The organism is Thioalkalivibrio sp. XN279, assembly GCF_011089885.1.
GTDB lineage: Bacteria > Pseudomonadota > Gammaproteobacteria > Steroidobacterales > XN24 > XN24.
Genome location: NZ_JAANBD010000015.1, coordinates 257,747 through 274,554, shown reverse-complemented (window position 1 = coordinate 274,554; position 16,808 = coordinate 257,747). Strand labels below are relative to the sequence as shown.

Here is a 16,808-nt window from a genome sequence, read left to right as displayed (position 1 = left end):
ACGGCAACGGCCGTGGCTCGGAATCGACCGGATTAAGAACACGGATGGCGACGTAACCGACCGCCAGTTTACCGAGCCGAGCCCGGACCGCCGGCCCCGCGGTCAGGGGCAACGCATCCGGAGCCCGGTGCTGTCGGGTGCTGCGGGGACGGCCCGGCGTTACCAGCCGAGGATCATGGCGAACATCAGCGGCGCCACAATGGTCGCATCCGACTCGATGATGAACTTCGGCGTGTCGGCCGAGAGCTTACCCCAGGTGATCTTCTCGTTCGGCACCGCGCCGGAGTAGGAGCCGAAGCTGGTGGTCGAGTCGCTGATCTGGCAGAAGTAGCCCCAGCGCGGGATGTCGGTCATCTGCAGGTCCTGCTCCAGCATCGGCACCACGCAGATCGGGAAGTCGCCGGCGATGCCGCCGCCGATCTGGTAGAAGCCGATCGAGCGGCCGGCCTTGACCTGCTCCTGGTACCAGGCCGCGAGGTAGGTCATGTACTCGATGCCGCTGCGCACGGTGTGCACGTTCTTGATCTCGCCGGTGATGCAGTGGCTGGCGTAGATGTTGCCCAGCGTCGAGTCTTCCCAGCCTGGCACGATGATCGGCAGGTTCTTCTGGGCCGCGGCGAGGAGCCAGCTGTTCTTCGGATCGATCTGGTAGTGCTGCTCGAGCTTGCCGCTGAGCAGGATCTGGTACATGTACTCGTGCGGGAAGTAGCGCTTGCCGGCGCCGTCGGCAGCCAGCCAGTGCTCCAGCACCACGTGCTCGATGCGGCGGATCGCCTCTTCCTCGGGGATGCAGGTGTCGGTGACACGGTTGAGGTGGCGCGCCAGCAGCTCTTCCTCGTCCTGCGCCGTGAGGTCGCGGTAGCCCGGGATGCGCACGTAGTGATCGTGCGCCACCAGGTTGAACACGTCTTCCTCGAGGTTGGCGCCGGTGCAGGTGATGGCCTGCACCTTGTCCTGGCGGATCATCTCGGCCAGCGACAGGCCGAGTTCGGCGGTACTCATGGCGCCCGCCAGGGTCACCATCATGCCGCCGCCGTCAGCGAGGTGGGCGCTGTAGGCGTCCGCGGCGTCCACCAGGGTGGCGCCGTTGAAGTGACGGAAGTGGTGGCGGATGAAAGCGGAAACGGGCGCATCGGACATGCGGAGCCCTCCTGCCTGGGGGTGCGAAACAGGTGCGCAAGGTTAGGGCAGCCGGCCCGCCGCAGCAAGCCGCGGGCTCAGCCCGCGGCCGGCACCTGCTGCGTCAGGCAATGGAAGGCGCCGAGGCCGACCACCAGTTCGTTGGCGCGGATTGGAATGACGCGCCGCCCGGGCAGGCAACGCGCGAGGATACGCGCCGCGACCTCGTCGCGCGGCTGGTCGAAGGCCGGCATCAACACCACTTCGTTGCCGATGTAGAAGTTGCCGTAGCTCGCCGGCAGGCGCGCGCCGTCCAGTTCCACCGGCTCGGGCATGGGCAGCTCGATGATCCTGAGCGGCCGGCCGTCGGCCAGGCGCATGCTGCGCAGGCGCTCCAGGTTATCCGCCAGCGGGGCGTGGTTGGGATCGGCGGGGTCCGGCTCGACCACGGTGATCACCCGGTCGTGCCCCACGAAGCGCGTGATGTCGTCGACGTGGCCGTCGGTGTCGTCGCCGATGATGCCGTCGCCCAGCCACAGCACCTGCCGCACGCCGAACAGCAGCTGCAGGCGTTCCTCGATGTCGGCGCGCGACAGGCCGGGGTTGCGATTGGGGTTCAGCAGGCACTGCTCGGTGGTCAGCAGCGCACCGCCGCCGTTCACATCGATGGAACCCCCCTCGAGGATCATGCCGCCCTCGAAGCGCGGCAGTTCGAGGATCTCGGCCATGCGCGCCGCCACGGCGTCATCGCGGTCCCACGGCGGATACTTGCCGCCCCAGGCGTTGAAGCCGCAATCCACCGCCGCCAGCCGGCCCTTGCCGTCGCGCACGAAGATGGCGCCGTGGTCCCGGCACCAGGCGTCATTGGTCGGCACCTGGTGGAACACCACCGCAGGGCTGTCCGCCACGGATCCCAGCAGGCCGCGCACGTGGGCCTCGTGGTCGGGGTCGAGCACGTTGATGCGTACGGTCTCGCCGCTGGCCAGCATCTTCACCGCCGCGACCATCGCGGTCTCGGCCGCGGGCAGGCAGCCGGGCCAGGTCTCGGGGTTGTGCGGCCACGAAATCCAGGTGGCCTGGTGCGGCGCCCATTCGGCAGGCATGGCATAGCCCAGCTCAGCGGGCGCCGGGCGGGTCATGGTCATTGAACGACTCCTTAAGCGCTACGGGGATCGGCCGGGGCCGGGGGATGATCACGGCGCGCAATCTTAGACCATCGACGGGTGGCAAGTTGAGCGCCCGGAGTCCATATTTACCGGCCAAAGCCGAAAAAAAACGGGGGAGAGAGTCATGACGGGACGCGTAGCGGTGGTCACGGGCGGCACGCGCGGCATCGGCGGCGCCATTTCCGAGGCGCTGGCGCAAGCCGGATACACGGTGGCGGCCAATTATGTCGGCAGCACCGACCGGGCGAAATCCTTCCAGGAACGCACCGGCATCATGACCGTGCGCTTCGACGTGGGCGACTTCGAGGCCAGCCGCGAGGGCGTGAAGCGCATCGAGCAGGAACTCGGCCCGGTCGAGGTGCTGGTGAACAACGCCGGCATCACGCGCGACGGCACGTTGCACAAGATGAGTTTCGAGGCCTGGGACGAGGTGATCCGCACCAACCTCACCAGCTGTTTCAACATGTGCCGCCACGTCATCGACGGCATGCGGGAGCGCAAGTTCGGCCGCATCGTGAACATCGGCTCGGTGAACGGCCAGGCGGGCCAGTACGGCCAGGTGAACTACGCCGCGGCCAAGTCCGGCATCCACGGCTTCACCAAGGCGCTCGCCCAGGAAGGCGCCAAGGTCAACGTCACGGTGAACGCCGTCGCCCCCGGTTACGTCAACACGGAGATGGTGCGGGCCGTCCCCGAGCCGGTGCTGGAGAAGATCATCCAGCGCATCCCGGTCGGCCGGCTCGGCGAGACCGACGACATCGTGCGCGCGGTGCTGTTCCTGGTGGCCGACGAGGCCGACTTCATCACCGGCTCCACCGTCTCGGTGAACGGCGGCCAGCACATGTACTGAGCCTTGCCGGGCCGGGCCGGGCCGGACCCGCGCCCTGCTCGCCTAGCGCGTCTCTTCCATGCTGCGCTTGACGTAGGCGCCGGGCGCGTCCTCGATCACCGGGTAGTCCTTGTGCTTGCCCGGCTGGCGCGCGTTGACCTGGCCGCCGGTGTGCTGCTTGAGCCACTTGCCCCAGTCCACCCACCAGCTCCCGGGATGTTCCTCGGTGGCCTCGAACCAGGCGTCGGGGTTGGCGGGCGTCTCGTCGCCGGCACGATAGCCGTACTTGACCTTGGTCGGCGGGTTGATGGCGCCGGCGATGTGCCCCGAGTTGCCGAGCACGAAACGGCTCGGCCCCGAGAACAGCTGCGTCGCCTGGTAGCAGGTCTTCCACGGCGCGATGTGGTCGTCGCGTGTGGCGAGCACGTAGGACGGCGTCTTGATGCGGCTGACGTCGATGCGTTCCCCGGCCACTTCCAGCGCGTCGGGCTCCCGCAGCAGGTTCTTCAGGTACATGTTGCGCATGAACCAGGTGTGGCAGGCCGCCGGCATGTTGGTGGCGTCCTCGTTCCAGTACAACAGGTCGAAGGGCACGCGCGGCTTGCCGAGCAGGTAGTGGTTGATGATGAACGACCAGATGAGGTCTGGCGCGCGCAGCATGCGGAAGCCCCAGGAGACATTGTCGCCCGGGATGAAACCCTTGGCGCGCCCCGCGGCCTCGAGCCGGTCCACCAGTTCCTCGTTGACGAACACCTTGATGTCGCCGACGTCCGAGTAATCCACCAGCGTGGTCATGAAGGTGGCCGAGCGGATGGGTTTCTCGCCCTTCTTCTCCAGCCAGGCCAGCAGCACGGTCAGCAGGATGCCGCCCAGGCAATAGCCCATGGCGTTGACTTCCTTCTGGCCGGTGACGTCCTTGATGACGTCGAGCGCGGCGAGCGGGCCCTCGCGCAGGTAGTCGTCGAAGGTCTTGTCCCGGGTCTCGCCGTTCGGGTTCACCCAGGAAATCAGGAACACGGTGTGTCCCTGCTCCACCGCCCAGCGCACCAGCGAATTCGAGGGCTGCATGTCCAGCACGTAGTACTTGTTCAGCCACGGCGGGATGATCAGCAGCGGGCGGCGCGCCACCTTGGCGGTGGTCGGCGTGTACTGGATGAGCTGCATGAGCTCGTTCTGGTAGATCACCTTGCCGGGGGTGATGGCGAGGTCGCGCCCGACCTTGAACGCCCCCATGTCCGACATGCTGATCTTCAGCCGGCCGTGCTCCAGGTCGAGGTCGGACCAGAAATTGCGCAGGCCGTCGATGAAGTTGCGGCCCCTGGTGGCCCTGGCCGCGGCCAGCACCTCGGGGTTGCTGAGCGCGTAGTTGCTCGGTGCCACGGCATCGAGGAACTGCCCGGTGAAGAAGCGCAGCTTGCGCGCCGTGTCCGCGTCGAGGCCGGGCGTGCCCTCGGCCAGCGACAGGAGGGTCCGCGTGTTGGCCTGCCAGGCCTTGCGCACGGCGTTGAACACGGGCCGGCGCTCCCAGCTCTCGCCGCTGAAACGGCGGTCGCCGCCGTGGCCGTTGGGCTTGACCGGGCTGCCGACCGCCTGGCGCAGCAGCTCGCCGCCGATACCGAGGTAGTCGCCGGTGAGCGACACCGAGTGCTTCATGACGAAGCCCGGGTGCAGCGCCAGCGCCGTCATCCACTGCGCATAGGCGCGAGTGACGTCCGCGGAGAGCCCCGCCATGACGCGGGTCATCTGGTACTGGGTCTGCAGGTTGGCAGGCGTGAAATGCTTCAACACGGACATGATGGACCCCTCAGCCCAGGCGCTCGAACACGGCGGCGATGCCCTGCCCGCCGCCGATACACATCGTCACCAGCGCGTAGCGGCCGCCGACCCGTTCCAGCTCGTGCAGCGCCTTGACGGTGATGATGCAGCCGGTGGCGCCGATGGGGTGGCCCAGCGATATGCCGCTGCCGTTGGGATTCACCTTGTCGGCGGGCAGGTCGAGGTCGCGGCACACCGCCAGCGCCTGTGCGGCGAACGCCTCGTTGACCTCGAACACGTCGATGTCGGACACCTTCAGGCCGATGCGGTCGAGCAGCGCGCGCGTGGCCGGCACCGGGCCGATGCCCATGTACTTCGGCTCCACGCCGGCAAAGCCGTAACCGACCAGCCGCGCCATCGGCTTGAGGCCGCGCGCCTCGGCCGCGGCGCGTTCCACCAGCACCACCGCGCCGGCGCCGTCGTTGAGGCCGGAGGCGTTGCCGGCCGTGACGCTGCCGTCGCCCTTGAAGGCCGGGCGCAGCTTCGCCAGCGTTTCCAGGGTGGTCTCGCGGCGCACGTGCTCGTCGGTGTCGAAGGCTTTCTTCTCGCGCTTGACCTTGACCTCCACGGGAACGATCTGGCCCTTGAAACGACCCTCGTCGATGGCCCGGGCGGCGCGTTGCTGGCTTTCCAGCGCGAGTGCGTCCTGGTCCTCGCGGCTGATGCCCCAGCGTTCGGCGACGTTCTCCGCAGTGATGCCCATGTGGCAGGAATCGAAGGGATCGCTGAGCGCCCCAACCATGGCGTCGATGACCTGGCCGTCGCCGAGGCGCTGGCCGAAGCGCATGCCCGGCAGCCAGTACTGCGCCCGGCTCATGCATTCGGCGCCGCCGGCCACGGCGGCCCCGGCATCGCCCTGCAGGATGAGCTGGGCGGCCGATACGATGGCCTGCAGGCCGCTGCCGCACAGCCGGTTGACCGTCAGCGAAGGCGTCTCGACCGGCAGGCCGCCATTCACCGCCGCCACGCGGGCCATGTACATGTCCCGCGGCTCGGTGTGGATAACGTTGCCGAACACGCAGTGGTCGATGTCGGCGGACTCCAGCCCGGCACGGGCGACGGATTCCCGCACGCACAGCGCAGCGAGTTCGGCCGGCGGCGTTCCCGCGAGCGCGCCTCCATAGGTGCCGATGGCGGTGCGAACGGCGGATACGACGACGACTTCACGCTGTGGAGTGCTCATGGTGCTGCCTGCCTTGGTTGTTCGTTACGGCCTTGTCCCGGCCGTTCAACTTGCCACCCGCGCAGGCGGGCTGCAAGCCCATGAAAAAACGGGCGGGACGCCACCGTCCCGCCCGTTGCTTGCTCGCTTCAGGCTGCCTTGGTTGCAGCCAGCGTGTCTTCGAAAGAAGACTGCGCCTGCTTGAAGCCCTGTTCGGCCCAGCTCACCAGCGTGGTCTGCATCTCGGTCGCCGCGGCGCCGAGCGCCTGGGCGCGCTTTTGCGCGCGGGCTGCAAAGCCCTGCGCCAGCTCGACCTGGCCCTGGAAGTACTCGCTCGGGCTGGTGGCACTCGAGAGCAGCTTCATCTCTTCGGTGGCGAAATCGAGGGCGTCGCCCATGACCTCGGCCTGGAACTGCAGGCCCTTCTCGAAGGTGTCGAAGCCGAACTCGGTGAGCTCGGACAGGGGCGCCATGGCGTCCTGCGTCTTGGCAAAAAAGTTCTCGAATCCGTAGTTCATGCTGTGTTCCTCGGCTTGTTCCGCTACTGGCGCCCGGCAGGGCGCCGACCCGGGAGGAACCATAGCAGAAAGTTTTTTGCATTGCAAAAAGATTCCGCGCCGCTGGGCGTAGGTATTTTAACCTACTGTTTGAAAAGCTTTTTACTTCCGCTTCTTGGGCCCGGCGCCGGAGCCTGGTTTTTGCGCTTGCGTCCTGCCGCCGCCGAGCAGGCCGCGCTGGAAGTCCTGCCAGGCGGCCAGGTTCTGCTCCGCCAGCTGCCCCATGGTGGCCAGCGGGGTGTCCTGCATCATCTTCAGCACATGGTCCTGGAAACGGGACTGCTGGTCGACGAAGGCGCCGACGGAGCGCTCCAGGTAGGCGGCGAGGAAATCCTGCATGGCGCCGCCGTAAAAACGGATCAGCTGCTCCAGCAGCTCGGCGGAGAGCAGCGGGCGGCCGGCCTCCTCGCGCTCGACGATGATCTGCAGCAGGATGCTGCGGGTCAGGTCCTCGCCGGTCTTGGCGTCCTCCACGCGCACGCGCTCACCGGCGACGATGAGCTCACGCACCTCGTCGAGCGTCAGGTGACGGCTCTCCGAAGGATCATACAAGCGCCGGTTGGCGTACTTGCGGATGACGCGTTCTTTCATGGGGACCATCATGCAGCCCCGGCGGCCGCGAGTGAAGCGCCGGCATCAATCCATGTGGTAGCCGCCGTTCACCGACAGGTCGGCACCGGTGATGTAGGCGGCGTCGTCGGAGACCAGGAACAGCACGGCGCGGGCGATTTCCTCCGGCTTGCCGAAACGGCCGGCCGGGATGGATTCGCGGATGCCCTCGCGGATGGTCTCGGGCACCTGCATGATCAGCGGCGATTCGATGTAGCCGGGGGACACCGTGTTCACGGTGATGCCCTTGCGCGCCACCTCGCGCGCCACCGCCATGGTGAAGCCGTGCACGCCGGCCTTGGCCGCCGAGTAGTTGGCCTGGCCGAACTGGCCGCGCTGGCCGTTCACCGAGGAGATGTTCACCACGCGGCCGAAATTGCGGCTGATCATGCCGCCGACGACCGCCTTGGTGGCGTTGTAGACGCTGTCGAGGTTGGTGCGCACCACGGCCTTCCAGTCCTCGGGGTCCAGGTTCACCAGCCGTCCGTCGCGCGTGATGCCCGCGGCGTTGATCAGCACGTCGACCGGCCCGACAGCCGCCTCCACCGCCCGGGCGCCCGCCAGCGTCGCCTCGTAATCGCCCGCGTCGAAGTTTTCGACGTGGATCTCCAGCCCGCGCGCCGCCGCTTCTTCCTGCCAGCGCGCAGCGTTGTTCGCATCTGCAGGATGACCGTTGGCCGCCACCCTGTAACCGGCCTCGGCCAGCGTCTCGCAGATCTTCCTGCCGATGCAGCCCGTGCCGCCGGTCACCAGCGCCGTTCTTCCGCTCATGCGCGTCTCCCGCCTGTTCGAGTAGTTTTTAGGTCGGAGCGGAGCATAGCGCGTTGATTTGTGCAACGCAAAAAAGAAGGGCGGCCCGGAGGCCGCCCTTCATCACGACAGGTTGTCGTCTCGAGTATGCGCTTAGAAGAACACCTGCGCGCCGATGCGGAAGGCGTCGACCTCTTCGCCAGCGATGGACTGGTCGTCGATCGAGTACTCGGCCTTGATGTTGGCACGATGGCCGCTGATGTAATACGCCAGGCCCAGGCCGATGGTGTCGAGGCTGTCACCGTCGTCCGGATCCTGCTGCTGCCAGCGGATCACGGGCTGCCACTTGCTGCCCGTGGGCAGGAAGGCCGCCGTGATGTGCGCCGTGGTGCCGCCGTTGTAGAACGCGCCACCGGGTGCACCAACGCCTTCCCAGTCGAACCAGCCGGCGGTGACCGACAGGTGACCGGCGCCCAGGGTCTTCTCGGCCACGCCGAAAATGCTCATCGCCTTGTGGTCGTCCTGGTCGCTGCGACCCATCTGGTCGTAGCCGATACCGACGCTGAGCACGTCCAGCGCGCCCAGGCTGTTGGTATTGAAGAACCAGCCGCCCTGGGGCGAGGCGAAGTTGTACATGATCATGCCGGTCATGCGGCCGTCTTCGCCGGTGTTGTTGCCGTCGATGGCGCCGCGGAAATAACCGGCGCGATAGGCGATGCGGTCATTGGCCAGCAGGCCGCGGACCTGGATACCGTCGTCACGCCAGAAAGCGCCGCTGGGGTTGGTCGGCAGCGGGGCCAGGGCGCGCGTCGGGTAGTCGATCGCGGTGAGGCTGACGGCAGAGGCCTGGTTGTCGATGGAGAACGGCACCAGCTGGCGGCCGACCATGACGTTGAAGGCGGGCGAAATGCGGTAATCAATGAACGCGTCGGTCAGGACCGGGTCCTGGCGTCCGCCGCTGGCGGCGCCCGCGGCCGCATCGTAGTTGACGAAGAAGAACACCTTCTCCGCGGCCTGGCCCAGCAGCATGATGCGGTTGCGCCGGGTGAAGAAGTCGCTGCTGCGGCTGCCGTCGGCCGTACCCTCATCAACCGACTCGTACCAGAACTGGTGCAGGTAGCCCAGCTGGACCCACGCATTCTCGTTGACTTCGAGCTTCGGGCTCCAGGCACTGGCCGTGACCGGCACGAGCGCCAGGGCAGCTGCGGCCAGCAAGCCACTGGATGCAATTTTCTTCATTCGCATGGTTTTCTCCTAGATGACGATCGTCTTGCCTGGAATTGTTGTTGTCTGGAGGCAACTCCCCGCCCCGCATCATCCACTAATGCGGCGCGGGCGTAGTATTAGCTGAAAGTCTAAGTTTCTGCCACTTTTTGCTGCAGTGCGTAAGGAAAAACCGAAACATTACAGAAATGTTGCGTGGCAAAAAAACGACGCCTGGCGATGATGCTGCAACCGCTGTGTCACGGTGCTGCGCGGCGTGTGGCAGGACGCGGACGCGACGCGCTTGTTGCGACCAAGGTCTAATGTACGCTAGTTATGGCCGAACCAAGACTCTGATTTGAAACCGCGACAGCACCCGTGACCGGCCGCAGGCCGCGCTGGACGGGCAGGAGGAGCATGCAATGACCGGATCCAAGGTCTACCCGGTACCTGAGGGCCTGGGCGACACGGCCCACTGCGACAAGAAGAAGTATGAAGAGATGTACGCCGCGTCCGTGGCCGACCCGGAAAAGTTCTGGGCCGAGCACGGCAAGCGCATCGACTGGATCCGGCCTTATACCAAGGTCAAGGATGTCTCCTTCGACCGCCACCATCTCCACATCAAGTGGTTCTACGACGGCACCCTGAACGCCAGCGCCAACTGCCTGGACCGTCACCTCGAAACCCGGGGCGACCAGACCGCGATCATCTGGGAAGGGGACGACCCGGCCGATTCGAAGCACATCAGCTATCGCGAACTCTACGAGCAGGTGTGCCGCCTGGCCAACGGCCTCAAGTCGCTGGGCATCGGCAAGGGCGACATGGTCACCATCTACATGCCGATGATCCCCGAGGCTGCCGTGGCCATGCTGGCCTGCGCCCGCATCGGCGCGCCGCATTCCATCGTTTTCGGCGGCTTCTCCCCCGAGTCGCTGGCCGGCCGCATCAAGGACTGCAACTCGAAGCTCGTCATCACCGCCGACGAAGGCCTGCGCGGCGGGCGCAAGGTGCCGCTGAAGACCAATGTCGACCGCGCGCTGGAGCAGCACAAGCTCGACTCCGTCGCCAACGTGGTGGTGGTGAAGCGCACCGGCGGCAAGGTCGGCTGGAACGACAGCCGCGACGTCTGGTACGAGGAGCTGGTGGCGGACCAGCCGGCGGAATGCCCGCCGGCGGAAATGGGCGCCGAGGACACGCTGTTCATCCTCTACACCTCCGGCTCGACCGGCCAGCCCAAGGGCGTGCTGCACACCACCGGCGGCTACATGGTGTACGCCTCGATGACGCACGAGTACGTCTTCGACTACCACGACGGCGACATCTACTGGTGCACCGCGGACGTGGGCTGGGTCACCGGCCACAGCTACATCGTCTACGGCCCGCTGGCCAACGGCGCCACCACCCTGATGTTCGAGGGCGTGCCCAACTACCCCGACACGTCGCGCTTCTGGCAGGTGGTCGACAAGCACAAGGTCAACATCTTCTACACCGCCCCCACGGCCATCCGCGCGCTCATGCGCGAAGGCGAGGAACCGGTGAAAAAGACCAGCCGCGAGAGCCTGCGGCTGCTGGGCTCGGTGGGCGAGCCCATCAACCCGGAGGCCTGGGAGTGGTACCACCGCGTGGTGGGCGACGGGCGCTGCCCGATCGTCGACACCTGGTGGCAGACCGAGACCGGCGGCATCCTCATCACGCCGCTGCCCGGCGCCACGGACCTCAAGCCCGGCTCCGCCACCCTCCCCTTCTTCGGCGTGCAGCCGGCGATCGTGGACGGCGAAGGCAACGTGCTCGAGGGCGCGACCGAGGGCAACCTGGTGCTGCTCGACAGCTGGCCGGGCCAGATGCGCACCGTGTACGGCGACCACGAGCGCTTCGTGCAGACCTATTTCTCCACTTTCCTCGGCACCTACTTCACCGGCGACGGCGCGCGCCGCGACGAGGACGGCTACTACTGGATCACCGGCCGCGTCGACGACGTGCTCAACGTCTCCGGCCACCGCATGGGCACGGCCGAGATCGAGAGCGCGCTGGTGGCGCATCCCAAGGTGGCCGAGGCCGCCGTGGTCGGCTTCCCGCACGACATCAAGGGCCAGGGCGTGTACTGCTACGTCACGCTGCAGGCGGGCGAGGATCCGAGCGACGCGCTCAACAAGGAACTGCGCGCCTGGGTGCGCGAAGAGATCGGCCCGATCGCCACCCCGGACGTGATCCAGTTTGCGCCGGGGCTGCCGAAGACGCGCTCGGGCAAGATCATGCGCCGCATCCTCAGGAAGGTCGCGGCGCACGAGTACGGCAACCTGGGCGACACCTCGACGCTCGCGGACCCCGCGGTGGTCGACGACCTGATCGAGAACAGGAAAAAACTGGGCTAGGCCGCAGCCGCGGCCACGGCCGCGGCAGGTGAAACCATGGGCGACAATGCGCGCATCATCGTGGCGGACGACCACCCGCTGTTCCGGGAGGCGCTGCAACAGGCGCTCGCACCCACGATGCCGGGCGTCAGCTTCGTCGAAGCGGAGTCCTTCGAATCGCTGCAGGCGGCGGTGGAGTCCTGCGAAGACCCGGACCTGGTCCTGCTGGACCTCGAGATGCCTGGCGCACAGGGTTTCTCGGTGCTCACCTGGCTGCGCTCGCAGCACCCGGCGCTGCCGGTGGTGCTGGTCTCCGCCACCAGCGACGCCGCTGTCATGCGCCGTGCCGTCGACCTCGGCGCCGCCGGTTTCATCCCGAAGTCGTCCACGGTAGACACGATTTCCGAAGCCATCAGTGCCGTGCTGGAGGGCGAGATCTGGCTGCCGGAAGCGGCGCTGGCCCTCGACGATGCGCAACTTTCGGAGGACAAGGAGCTCGCGCGCAAGGTGGCGAGCCTGACGCCGCAACAGTTCCGCGTCCTCGACATGCTGGCGGACGGGCTGCTCAACAAGCAGATCGCCGCCGAGCTGGAGGTCTCCGAGGCCACCGTGAAGGCGCACGTCACGGCCATCTTCCGCAAGCTCGGGGTGCGCAGCCGTACCCAGGCCGCCGTCGCCGCCCGTCGCATCGAGTCGACCACCCGGCCGCACGCCTGACCCGGCTCTCCCACGACCCCCGCCCCGTCCGCGCTCGCGGACTGTCATCGCCTCCCCTCCCTCGGAAATCTTTATCTCGCTCGGTGAGGCGATGACATCCCGCGGCGCTACGCCTGGGATGCCGTGGAGGTCACGGGCGCGAGGTCGGGCGAAGTGGCTGGGCGGTCGCCTCGGGCCGACGCCATGGTGGCCGGCGCACGCGGTCCACAGGCGGACGCCGCAACCGCAGCGGAGGCGACACCGCGACGCGGGATGCATGGCGAGCGCGGCAAGCCCGCCTCGACGCGGCGCGCCAAGATGGACCCCAGCACCGCGGCGCAGCGCCGCGGAGTGTCGTCGCCTCACCGAGCGATATAAAGATTTCTGAGCGAGGGGAGGCGACGACACTGCGCGAGCGCGGCCGGGGAAGGCGCCGCGGGCCACCGGGGCCGTCGCGCTGCGGTGGGCGGGTCAGCTCGCCGCCGCGATCTGCCGTCGCGCGAGGAGCAGCTGGCTCATGATGGCGCGCAACGCCGCCGGCTTCACCGGCTTGCGCATGATGGCAAAGCCGGCCGACCGCACCCGCTCGCGCACTTCTTCACCATAGTCGGCGGTGATCACCACGCTCGGGATATCGCCCCAGCGCGCACGCACGGCGGCGATGCTGCGCAGCCCGGTGTCGTCGCCGTCGAGGTGGAAGTCCGCCAGCAGCAGGTCCGGCGCGCGGCCGGCCTGCTCGAGCACTGCCAGTGCGCCGGCTGTATCGGTCGCCGTCAGCACGCTGCAGGACCAGCCTTCCAGCAGGTGCGTCATGCCCTCGAGGATGCTCTGCTCGTTGTCGACGCACAGCACCACCGCCTCGTCCAGCCGCGCAGCCGGCAGGGGCGCAGCCGGCTTGTGCGCCGCCAGTGCCGGCGCCGTCGAAATCGGCACTTCCACGGAGAACACCGAGCCGCGCCCGAGTTCGGAGCGCACGCGCACCTGGTGGCCGAGGGCCCGCGCCATGCGCTGCACGATAGCCAGGCCCAGTCCCATGCCCTTGGCGCCGAGCTCGTCGCGCGGCTGGAAACGACGGAATTCCTCGAAGATGTCGTTTTCCAGGTGCTCGGCGGCGATGCCGGGGCCGGTATCCAGTACCTGGATGGACAACACGTCCCCACGTCGCCGGCAGCCCAGCAGCACCTTGCCCTGGCGGGTGTAGCGCAACGCGTTGGAAAGGAAGTTCTGCAGGATGCGGCGCAGGAACTGGCGGTCGGTGTGGACCATGGCGCTGCTGGGCACGGTGCGGAAGGTGATGCCGCGCTCGCGGGCGATGACGCCGAACTCGACCCCGAGCGTGGCCAGCACGTCATCGACACGGAAGTGCGACAGCTGCGGCTCGAGCGCGCCGGCGTCGAGCTTGGAGATATCGAGCAGCGCCCCGAGCAGTTCCTCGGCCGCCCGCAGGGAGCTGTCGATGCGCTCGACCGCATGCAGTGTCTTGCCGTCCCGCTCTGCCTGGCCGAGCGCGGAGGTGAACAGCCGCGCCGCATTCAGCGGCTGCAGCAGGTCGTGGCTGGCTGCGGCCAGGAAGCGGGTCTTCGACAGGTTGGCCGCCTCGGCGTCGCCCTTGGCCTCGCGCAGGGCGCGCTCGATGCGGTTGCGCAGTTCGATCTCGTTGCGCAGGCGCTGGTTCAGCTCGGAGAGCTCGCGGGTGCGCTCCTCCACGCGCTGCTCCAGGGTGGCGTAGGCTTCGCGCAGCTCCTGTTGCGCCCGGCGACGCTCGGTGATGTCGTGGAACATGGCGTAGAAACCCTGTACCGCGCCGGCCGTGTCGAACTCCGGAATGTAGGTCGCCTCGGCATAGCGCGTGCGGCCCTGCTCATCCAGGGTCGCCACCTCGAAACTCTGGCGGATACCCGCCAGCGCGCCTTCCATGTGCGCCTCGCGCTGCAGGAAGCTCTCCCGGCCCAGCACATCGTTCACGCGCCGCCCGCAGATGGCGTCGCGATGCAGCCCGACGGCCTGCTCGTAGGCCTTGTTGACGAAGCGATAGACCAGGCTGCGGTCGACGTAGGCGATCAGCACCGGCACGTTGTCGGTGTAGACGCGGATGTTGCGCTCGCTCTCGCGCAGCGCCCGCTCGGTGCGCTTGTGCGCGGTGATGTCGCTGAAGCTGGCGACGTAGCCGCCGCCCGGCAGCGGGTTGACGCGCATCTCCAACACCAGGCCGTCATCGCGCACGCGCTGGTAAATGTGCGGCTTGCCGCGCTGCAGGTGCGCCAGCCGCTTGGCCACGTGCTCCTCTGCGTCCCCGGGGCCGCAGCGGCCGAGCTCGGCGTTGTAGCGAATCAGCGCCTCCACCGGCGTGCCGATCCGCAGCAGCTGGTCGGGATAACGGAACAGCTCGGCGTAACGCCGGTTCCACACCACCAGCCGGTTGTCGGCGTCGAGCACGCTGATGCCCTCGGCGACGTTCTCCAGGGTGCTCTCGAGCAGGTCGCGGTTGAAGCGCGACACCTGCGACGCCTCGCCGACGATGCTGGCGACATCCTCGATCTGCAGTTCGACGCCGCGCAGCGCGGACACCAGCACCATGCGCGCCGCGGAGGCGCCCATGGCGCCGGAGAGCAGGCGCTCGGTGAGCTCCAGCAGCTGCACGTCGGCCCGGGCGCCCTCGGTGTAATACAGGCCGCGCGCCTTGAAATGCGTGGCGAAGGCGGACTCGGCCTTTTCCCGCCCGATGAAACGCTCCGCCAGGATGCGCAGGTCGCCGACGTTCGCGGCGCCACGCATGCGCTGCGTGAACGCCGGCAGCATCCCGCCCTCGGTACGTTCGGTCTCGTCACCGACAAACGCCGCCGCCTGGCGCCGCTCCAGCATGCGCGGCACGCCCAGGTACGAGACCACGAGGAAGCAGGCCAGGTTGGTGCCCAGGCTCCACATCACGCCGTGGGTCACCGGGTCGAAGCCGTCCGCCCCGAACATGGCGTAGGGACGCAGCCAGCTGATGCCCCAAGGGCCCGCATCCAGCAGTGTGAGCGGCAGCCAGCCGGTCTGTGCGAAGGCCGGTACCAGCAGCGTCCAGGTCCACACCGCGAAGCCGACCGCCATCCCCGACATGGCGCCGGCGCGCGTGGCGCGGCGCCAGTACAGGCCGCCGATCATGGCCGGGCCGAACTGCGCCGCCAGGGCGAAGGACAGCAGCCCGATGGAAGCGAGCGCGCCGTACATGCCGATGACGCGGTAGGCCAGCCAGCCGAGCGCCAGGATGGCGACGATCAGCACGCGCCGGATGCGAATGAGCAGGCGCGCGAGGTCGGGCCGGCTGGACACCTCCTCGCCGCGCAGCTTCACCAGCGCCGGCATCACCACCTCGTTGCACAGCATGGTGCTGCAGGCGATGGTGCCCACGATCACCATGCCGGTGGCGGCCGAGAAGCCGCCGAGGAAAGCCAGCAGGGCAAGCCCTTCCTGGCCCTCGGCCAGCGGCAGGCTGATGAGGAACCCGTCTGCGCTGGCGCCGCCGCCCTGCGTGACCAGCCCGGCCGCGGCAATCGGCACCACGAAGACCGTGAACACGGCGAGATAGATCGGGAACAGCCAGCGCGCCAGGCGCAGGTCGCGCGGACCCGTGTTCTCCACCACCGCGACGTGGAACTGCCGCGGCAGGCACAGGATGGCCAGCATGGAGATCACGGTCAGCACCAGGAAGGAGTGGTCGATGGTGGCGGTGGAGTACAGGCCGGTGACCAGTTCGTTCGCCTGCGAGGCCTCGATCAGCGCGCGCGGGCCGTCGAACAGCCCGAACAGGACCCACAGGCCGACGGCAAGGAAAGCCACCAGCTTGACCGCCGACTCGAAGGCCACGGCCAGCACCATGCCGCGGTGGCTCTCCGTCGAATCGACCTGGCGCGTGCCGAACAGGATGGTGAACACGGCCAGCAGCGCCGCCGCCACCAGGCCGGTGTCGCGGCTCACGGGCGGTACCACGCTCATGCCCTCGCCGCCCATGATCAGGCTGTAGCTGCCGGCGATGGCCTTGAGCTGCAAGGCGATGTAGGGCAGCACCGTGACCAGGGCCATGATCGAGGCCAGCGCGGCGATGCCCTGCACCTTGCCGTAGCGGGTGGCGATGAAGTCCGCCACCGAGGTGATGCTCTGCTGCTTGCTGACCTTGACGATGCGGGCGGGGAGCCGCGTCATCATCAGGAACACGATGATCGGCCCCAGGTAGATGGCGAGGTAGTCCCAGCCCTGGGAGGCCGCGCGCCCGACGGCGCCGAAAAAAGTCCAGGACGTGCAGTACACGCCGAGCGCCAGGCTGTAGACCACAGGCGTCGGCACGTAGACGCCGCGCCGGTGCAGCCGGTCGCCGCTCCAGGCGACCAGGAACAGCAGCACGGCGTAAGCCAGGGCAACGACCGGGGGAACCCAGGTCTCCAGCATGTAACTTCTCCCCATCCGGCCGGCATTGTGCTCTGGTGGCGGGCCGGCGCGGTGAGTCGATGCTACCGGGAAGGCGGCGGGTGCGGAAGCGGATGCCGCGACGCAGCATCAGCGACTGCGACT

Annotated in this window: 12 protein-coding genes; 3 read left to right on the top strand and 9 right to left on the bottom strand. The window is 67.9% G+C overall.

The features are described from left to right. Positions 1 to 159: 159 nt before the first annotated feature. Both G8346_RS02845 and G8346_RS02840 read right to left on the bottom strand, forming a co-directional pair. Positions 160 to 1,140: a deoxyhypusine synthase family protein gene (locus tag G8346_RS02845; RefSeq protein ID WP_166048005.1), complete on the bottom strand. Its 981-nt coding sequence runs from the start codon at positions 1,138 to 1,140 to the stop codon at positions 160 to 162. Positions 1,141 to 1,217: 77 nt separating this feature from the next. Beyond that, positions 1,218 to 2,264 (bottom strand): agmatine/peptidylarginine deiminase, encoded by a 1,047-nt coding sequence (locus G8346_RS02840; RefSeq protein WP_166048003.1) that lies wholly within the window; start codon positions 2,262 to 2,264, stop codon positions 1,218 to 1,220. A gap of 145 nt (positions 2,265 to 2,409) precedes the next feature. On the opposite strand from G8346_RS02840, the gene phbB (G8346_RS02835) reads away from it, so the two are divergent. Further along, complete coding sequence (gene phbB, locus G8346_RS02835) at positions 2,410 to 3,135, top strand: acetoacetyl-CoA reductase (RefSeq protein ID WP_166048001.1); 726 nt, start codon at positions 2,410 to 2,412, stop codon at positions 3,133 to 3,135. Positions 3,136 to 3,177: 42 nt separating this feature from the next. Here the strand turns inward: phbB (G8346_RS02835) and G8346_RS02830 are convergent, their stop codons facing one another. The 6 genes from G8346_RS02830 to G8346_RS02805 form a co-directional block, all read right to left on the bottom strand. Further along, the gene (locus G8346_RS02830) at positions 3,178 to 4,908 is read right to left on the bottom strand and encodes an alpha/beta hydrolase (RefSeq protein ID WP_166047999.1); all 1,731 of its coding nucleotides are present in this window, start codon (positions 4,906 to 4,908) and stop codon (positions 3,178 to 3,180) included. Positions 4,909 to 4,918: 10 nt separating this feature from the next. Next, the gene (locus tag G8346_RS02825) at positions 4,919 to 6,112 is read right to left on the bottom strand and encodes an acetyl-CoA C-acyltransferase family protein (protein ID WP_166047997.1); all 1,194 of its coding nucleotides are present in this window, start codon (positions 6,110 to 6,112) and stop codon (positions 4,919 to 4,921) included. A 128-nt stretch (positions 6,113 to 6,240) separates the two neighbouring features. After that, positions 6,241 to 6,609 carry a phasin family protein gene (locus tag G8346_RS02820; RefSeq protein ID WP_166047995.1) on the bottom strand — a complete coding sequence of 123 codons (369 nt, stop codon included), beginning with the start codon at positions 6,607 to 6,609 and terminating at the stop codon, positions 6,241 to 6,243. Positions 6,610 to 6,750: 141 nt separating this feature from the next. Then, positions 6,751 to 7,239 (bottom strand): polyhydroxyalkanoate synthesis repressor PhaR, encoded by a 489-nt coding sequence (phaR, locus tag G8346_RS02815; protein WP_166047993.1) that lies wholly within the window; start codon positions 7,237 to 7,239, stop codon positions 6,751 to 6,753. 45 nt (positions 7,240 to 7,284) lie between these two features. Next, positions 7,285 to 8,028, bottom strand: coding sequence for an acetoacetyl-CoA reductase (gene phbB / locus G8346_RS02810; RefSeq protein WP_166047992.1), 744 nt, complete (start codon positions 8,026 to 8,028; stop codon positions 7,285 to 7,287). Positions 8,029 to 8,160: 132 nt separating this feature from the next. Beyond that, positions 8,161 to 9,252, bottom strand: coding sequence for a porin (locus tag G8346_RS02805; protein ID WP_166047990.1), 1,092 nt, complete (start codon positions 9,250 to 9,252; stop codon positions 8,161 to 8,163). Positions 9,253 to 9,632: 380 nt separating this feature from the next. Here G8346_RS02805 and acs point away from each other — a divergent pair, with 380 nt between their 5' ends. Further along, positions 9,633 to 11,582, top strand: coding sequence for an acetate--CoA ligase (acs, locus tag G8346_RS02800; RefSeq protein ID WP_166047988.1), 1,950 nt, complete (start codon positions 9,633 to 9,635; stop codon positions 11,580 to 11,582). A gap of 36 nt (positions 11,583 to 11,618) precedes the next feature. Next, the gene (locus tag G8346_RS02795) at positions 11,619 to 12,278 is read left to right on the top strand and encodes a response regulator transcription factor (RefSeq protein ID WP_166047986.1); all 660 of its coding nucleotides are present in this window, start codon (positions 11,619 to 11,621) and stop codon (positions 12,276 to 12,278) included. Positions 12,279 to 12,728: 450 nt separating this feature from the next. Here G8346_RS02795 and G8346_RS02790 read toward each other — a convergent pair whose 3' ends face one another. Further along, positions 12,729 to 16,685 (bottom strand): NahK/ErcS family hybrid sensor histidine kinase/response regulator, encoded by a 3,957-nt coding sequence (locus G8346_RS02790; protein ID WP_166047985.1) that lies wholly within the window; start codon positions 16,683 to 16,685, stop codon positions 12,729 to 12,731. Between the last annotated feature and the right edge of the window lie 123 nt (positions 16,686 to 16,808).

What these genes read in the sequence shown, in the direction of transcription:
- G8346_RS02805 (WP_166047990.1), bottom strand. Translation starts at nt 9,252, where the DNA reads ATGCGAATGAAGAAAATTGCATCCAGTGGCTTGCTGGCCGCAGCTGCC.
- acs (WP_166047988.1), top strand. Translation starts at nt 9,633, where the DNA reads ATGACCGGATCCAAGGTCTACCCGGTACCTGAGGGCCTGGGCGACACG.
- G8346_RS02840 (WP_166048003.1), bottom strand. Translation starts at nt 2,264, where the DNA reads ATGACCATGACCCGCCCGGCGCCCGCTGAGCTGGGCTATGCCATGCCT.
- G8346_RS02825 (WP_166047997.1), bottom strand. Translation starts at nt 6,112, where the DNA reads ATGAGCACTCCACAGCGTGAAGTCGTCGTCGTATCCGCCGTTCGCACC.
- G8346_RS02790 (WP_166047985.1), bottom strand. Translation starts at nt 16,685, where the DNA reads ATGCTGGAGACCTGGGTTCCCCCGGTCGTTGCCCTGGCTTACGCCGTG.
- G8346_RS02845 (WP_166048005.1), bottom strand. Translation starts at nt 1,140, where the DNA reads ATGTCCGATGCGCCCGTTTCCGCTTTCATCCGCCACCACTTCCGTCAC.
- G8346_RS02830 (WP_166047999.1), bottom strand. Translation starts at nt 4,908, where the DNA reads ATGTCCGTGTTGAAGCATTTCACGCCTGCCAACCTGCAGACCCAGTAC.
- phbB (WP_166047992.1), bottom strand. Translation starts at nt 8,028, where the DNA reads ATGAGCGGAAGAACGGCGCTGGTGACCGGCGGCACGGGCTGCATCGGC.
- G8346_RS02820 (WP_166047995.1), bottom strand. Translation starts at nt 6,609, where the DNA reads ATGAACTACGGATTCGAGAACTTTTTTGCCAAGACGCAGGACGCCATG.
- phaR (WP_166047993.1), bottom strand. Translation starts at nt 7,239, where the DNA reads ATGAAAGAACGCGTCATCCGCAAGTACGCCAACCGGCGCTTGTATGAT.
- G8346_RS02795 (WP_166047986.1), top strand. Translation starts at nt 11,619, where the DNA reads ATGGGCGACAATGCGCGCATCATCGTGGCGGACGACCACCCGCTGTTC.
- phbB (WP_166048001.1), top strand. Translation starts at nt 2,410, where the DNA reads ATGACGGGACGCGTAGCGGTGGTCACGGGCGGCACGCGCGGCATCGGC.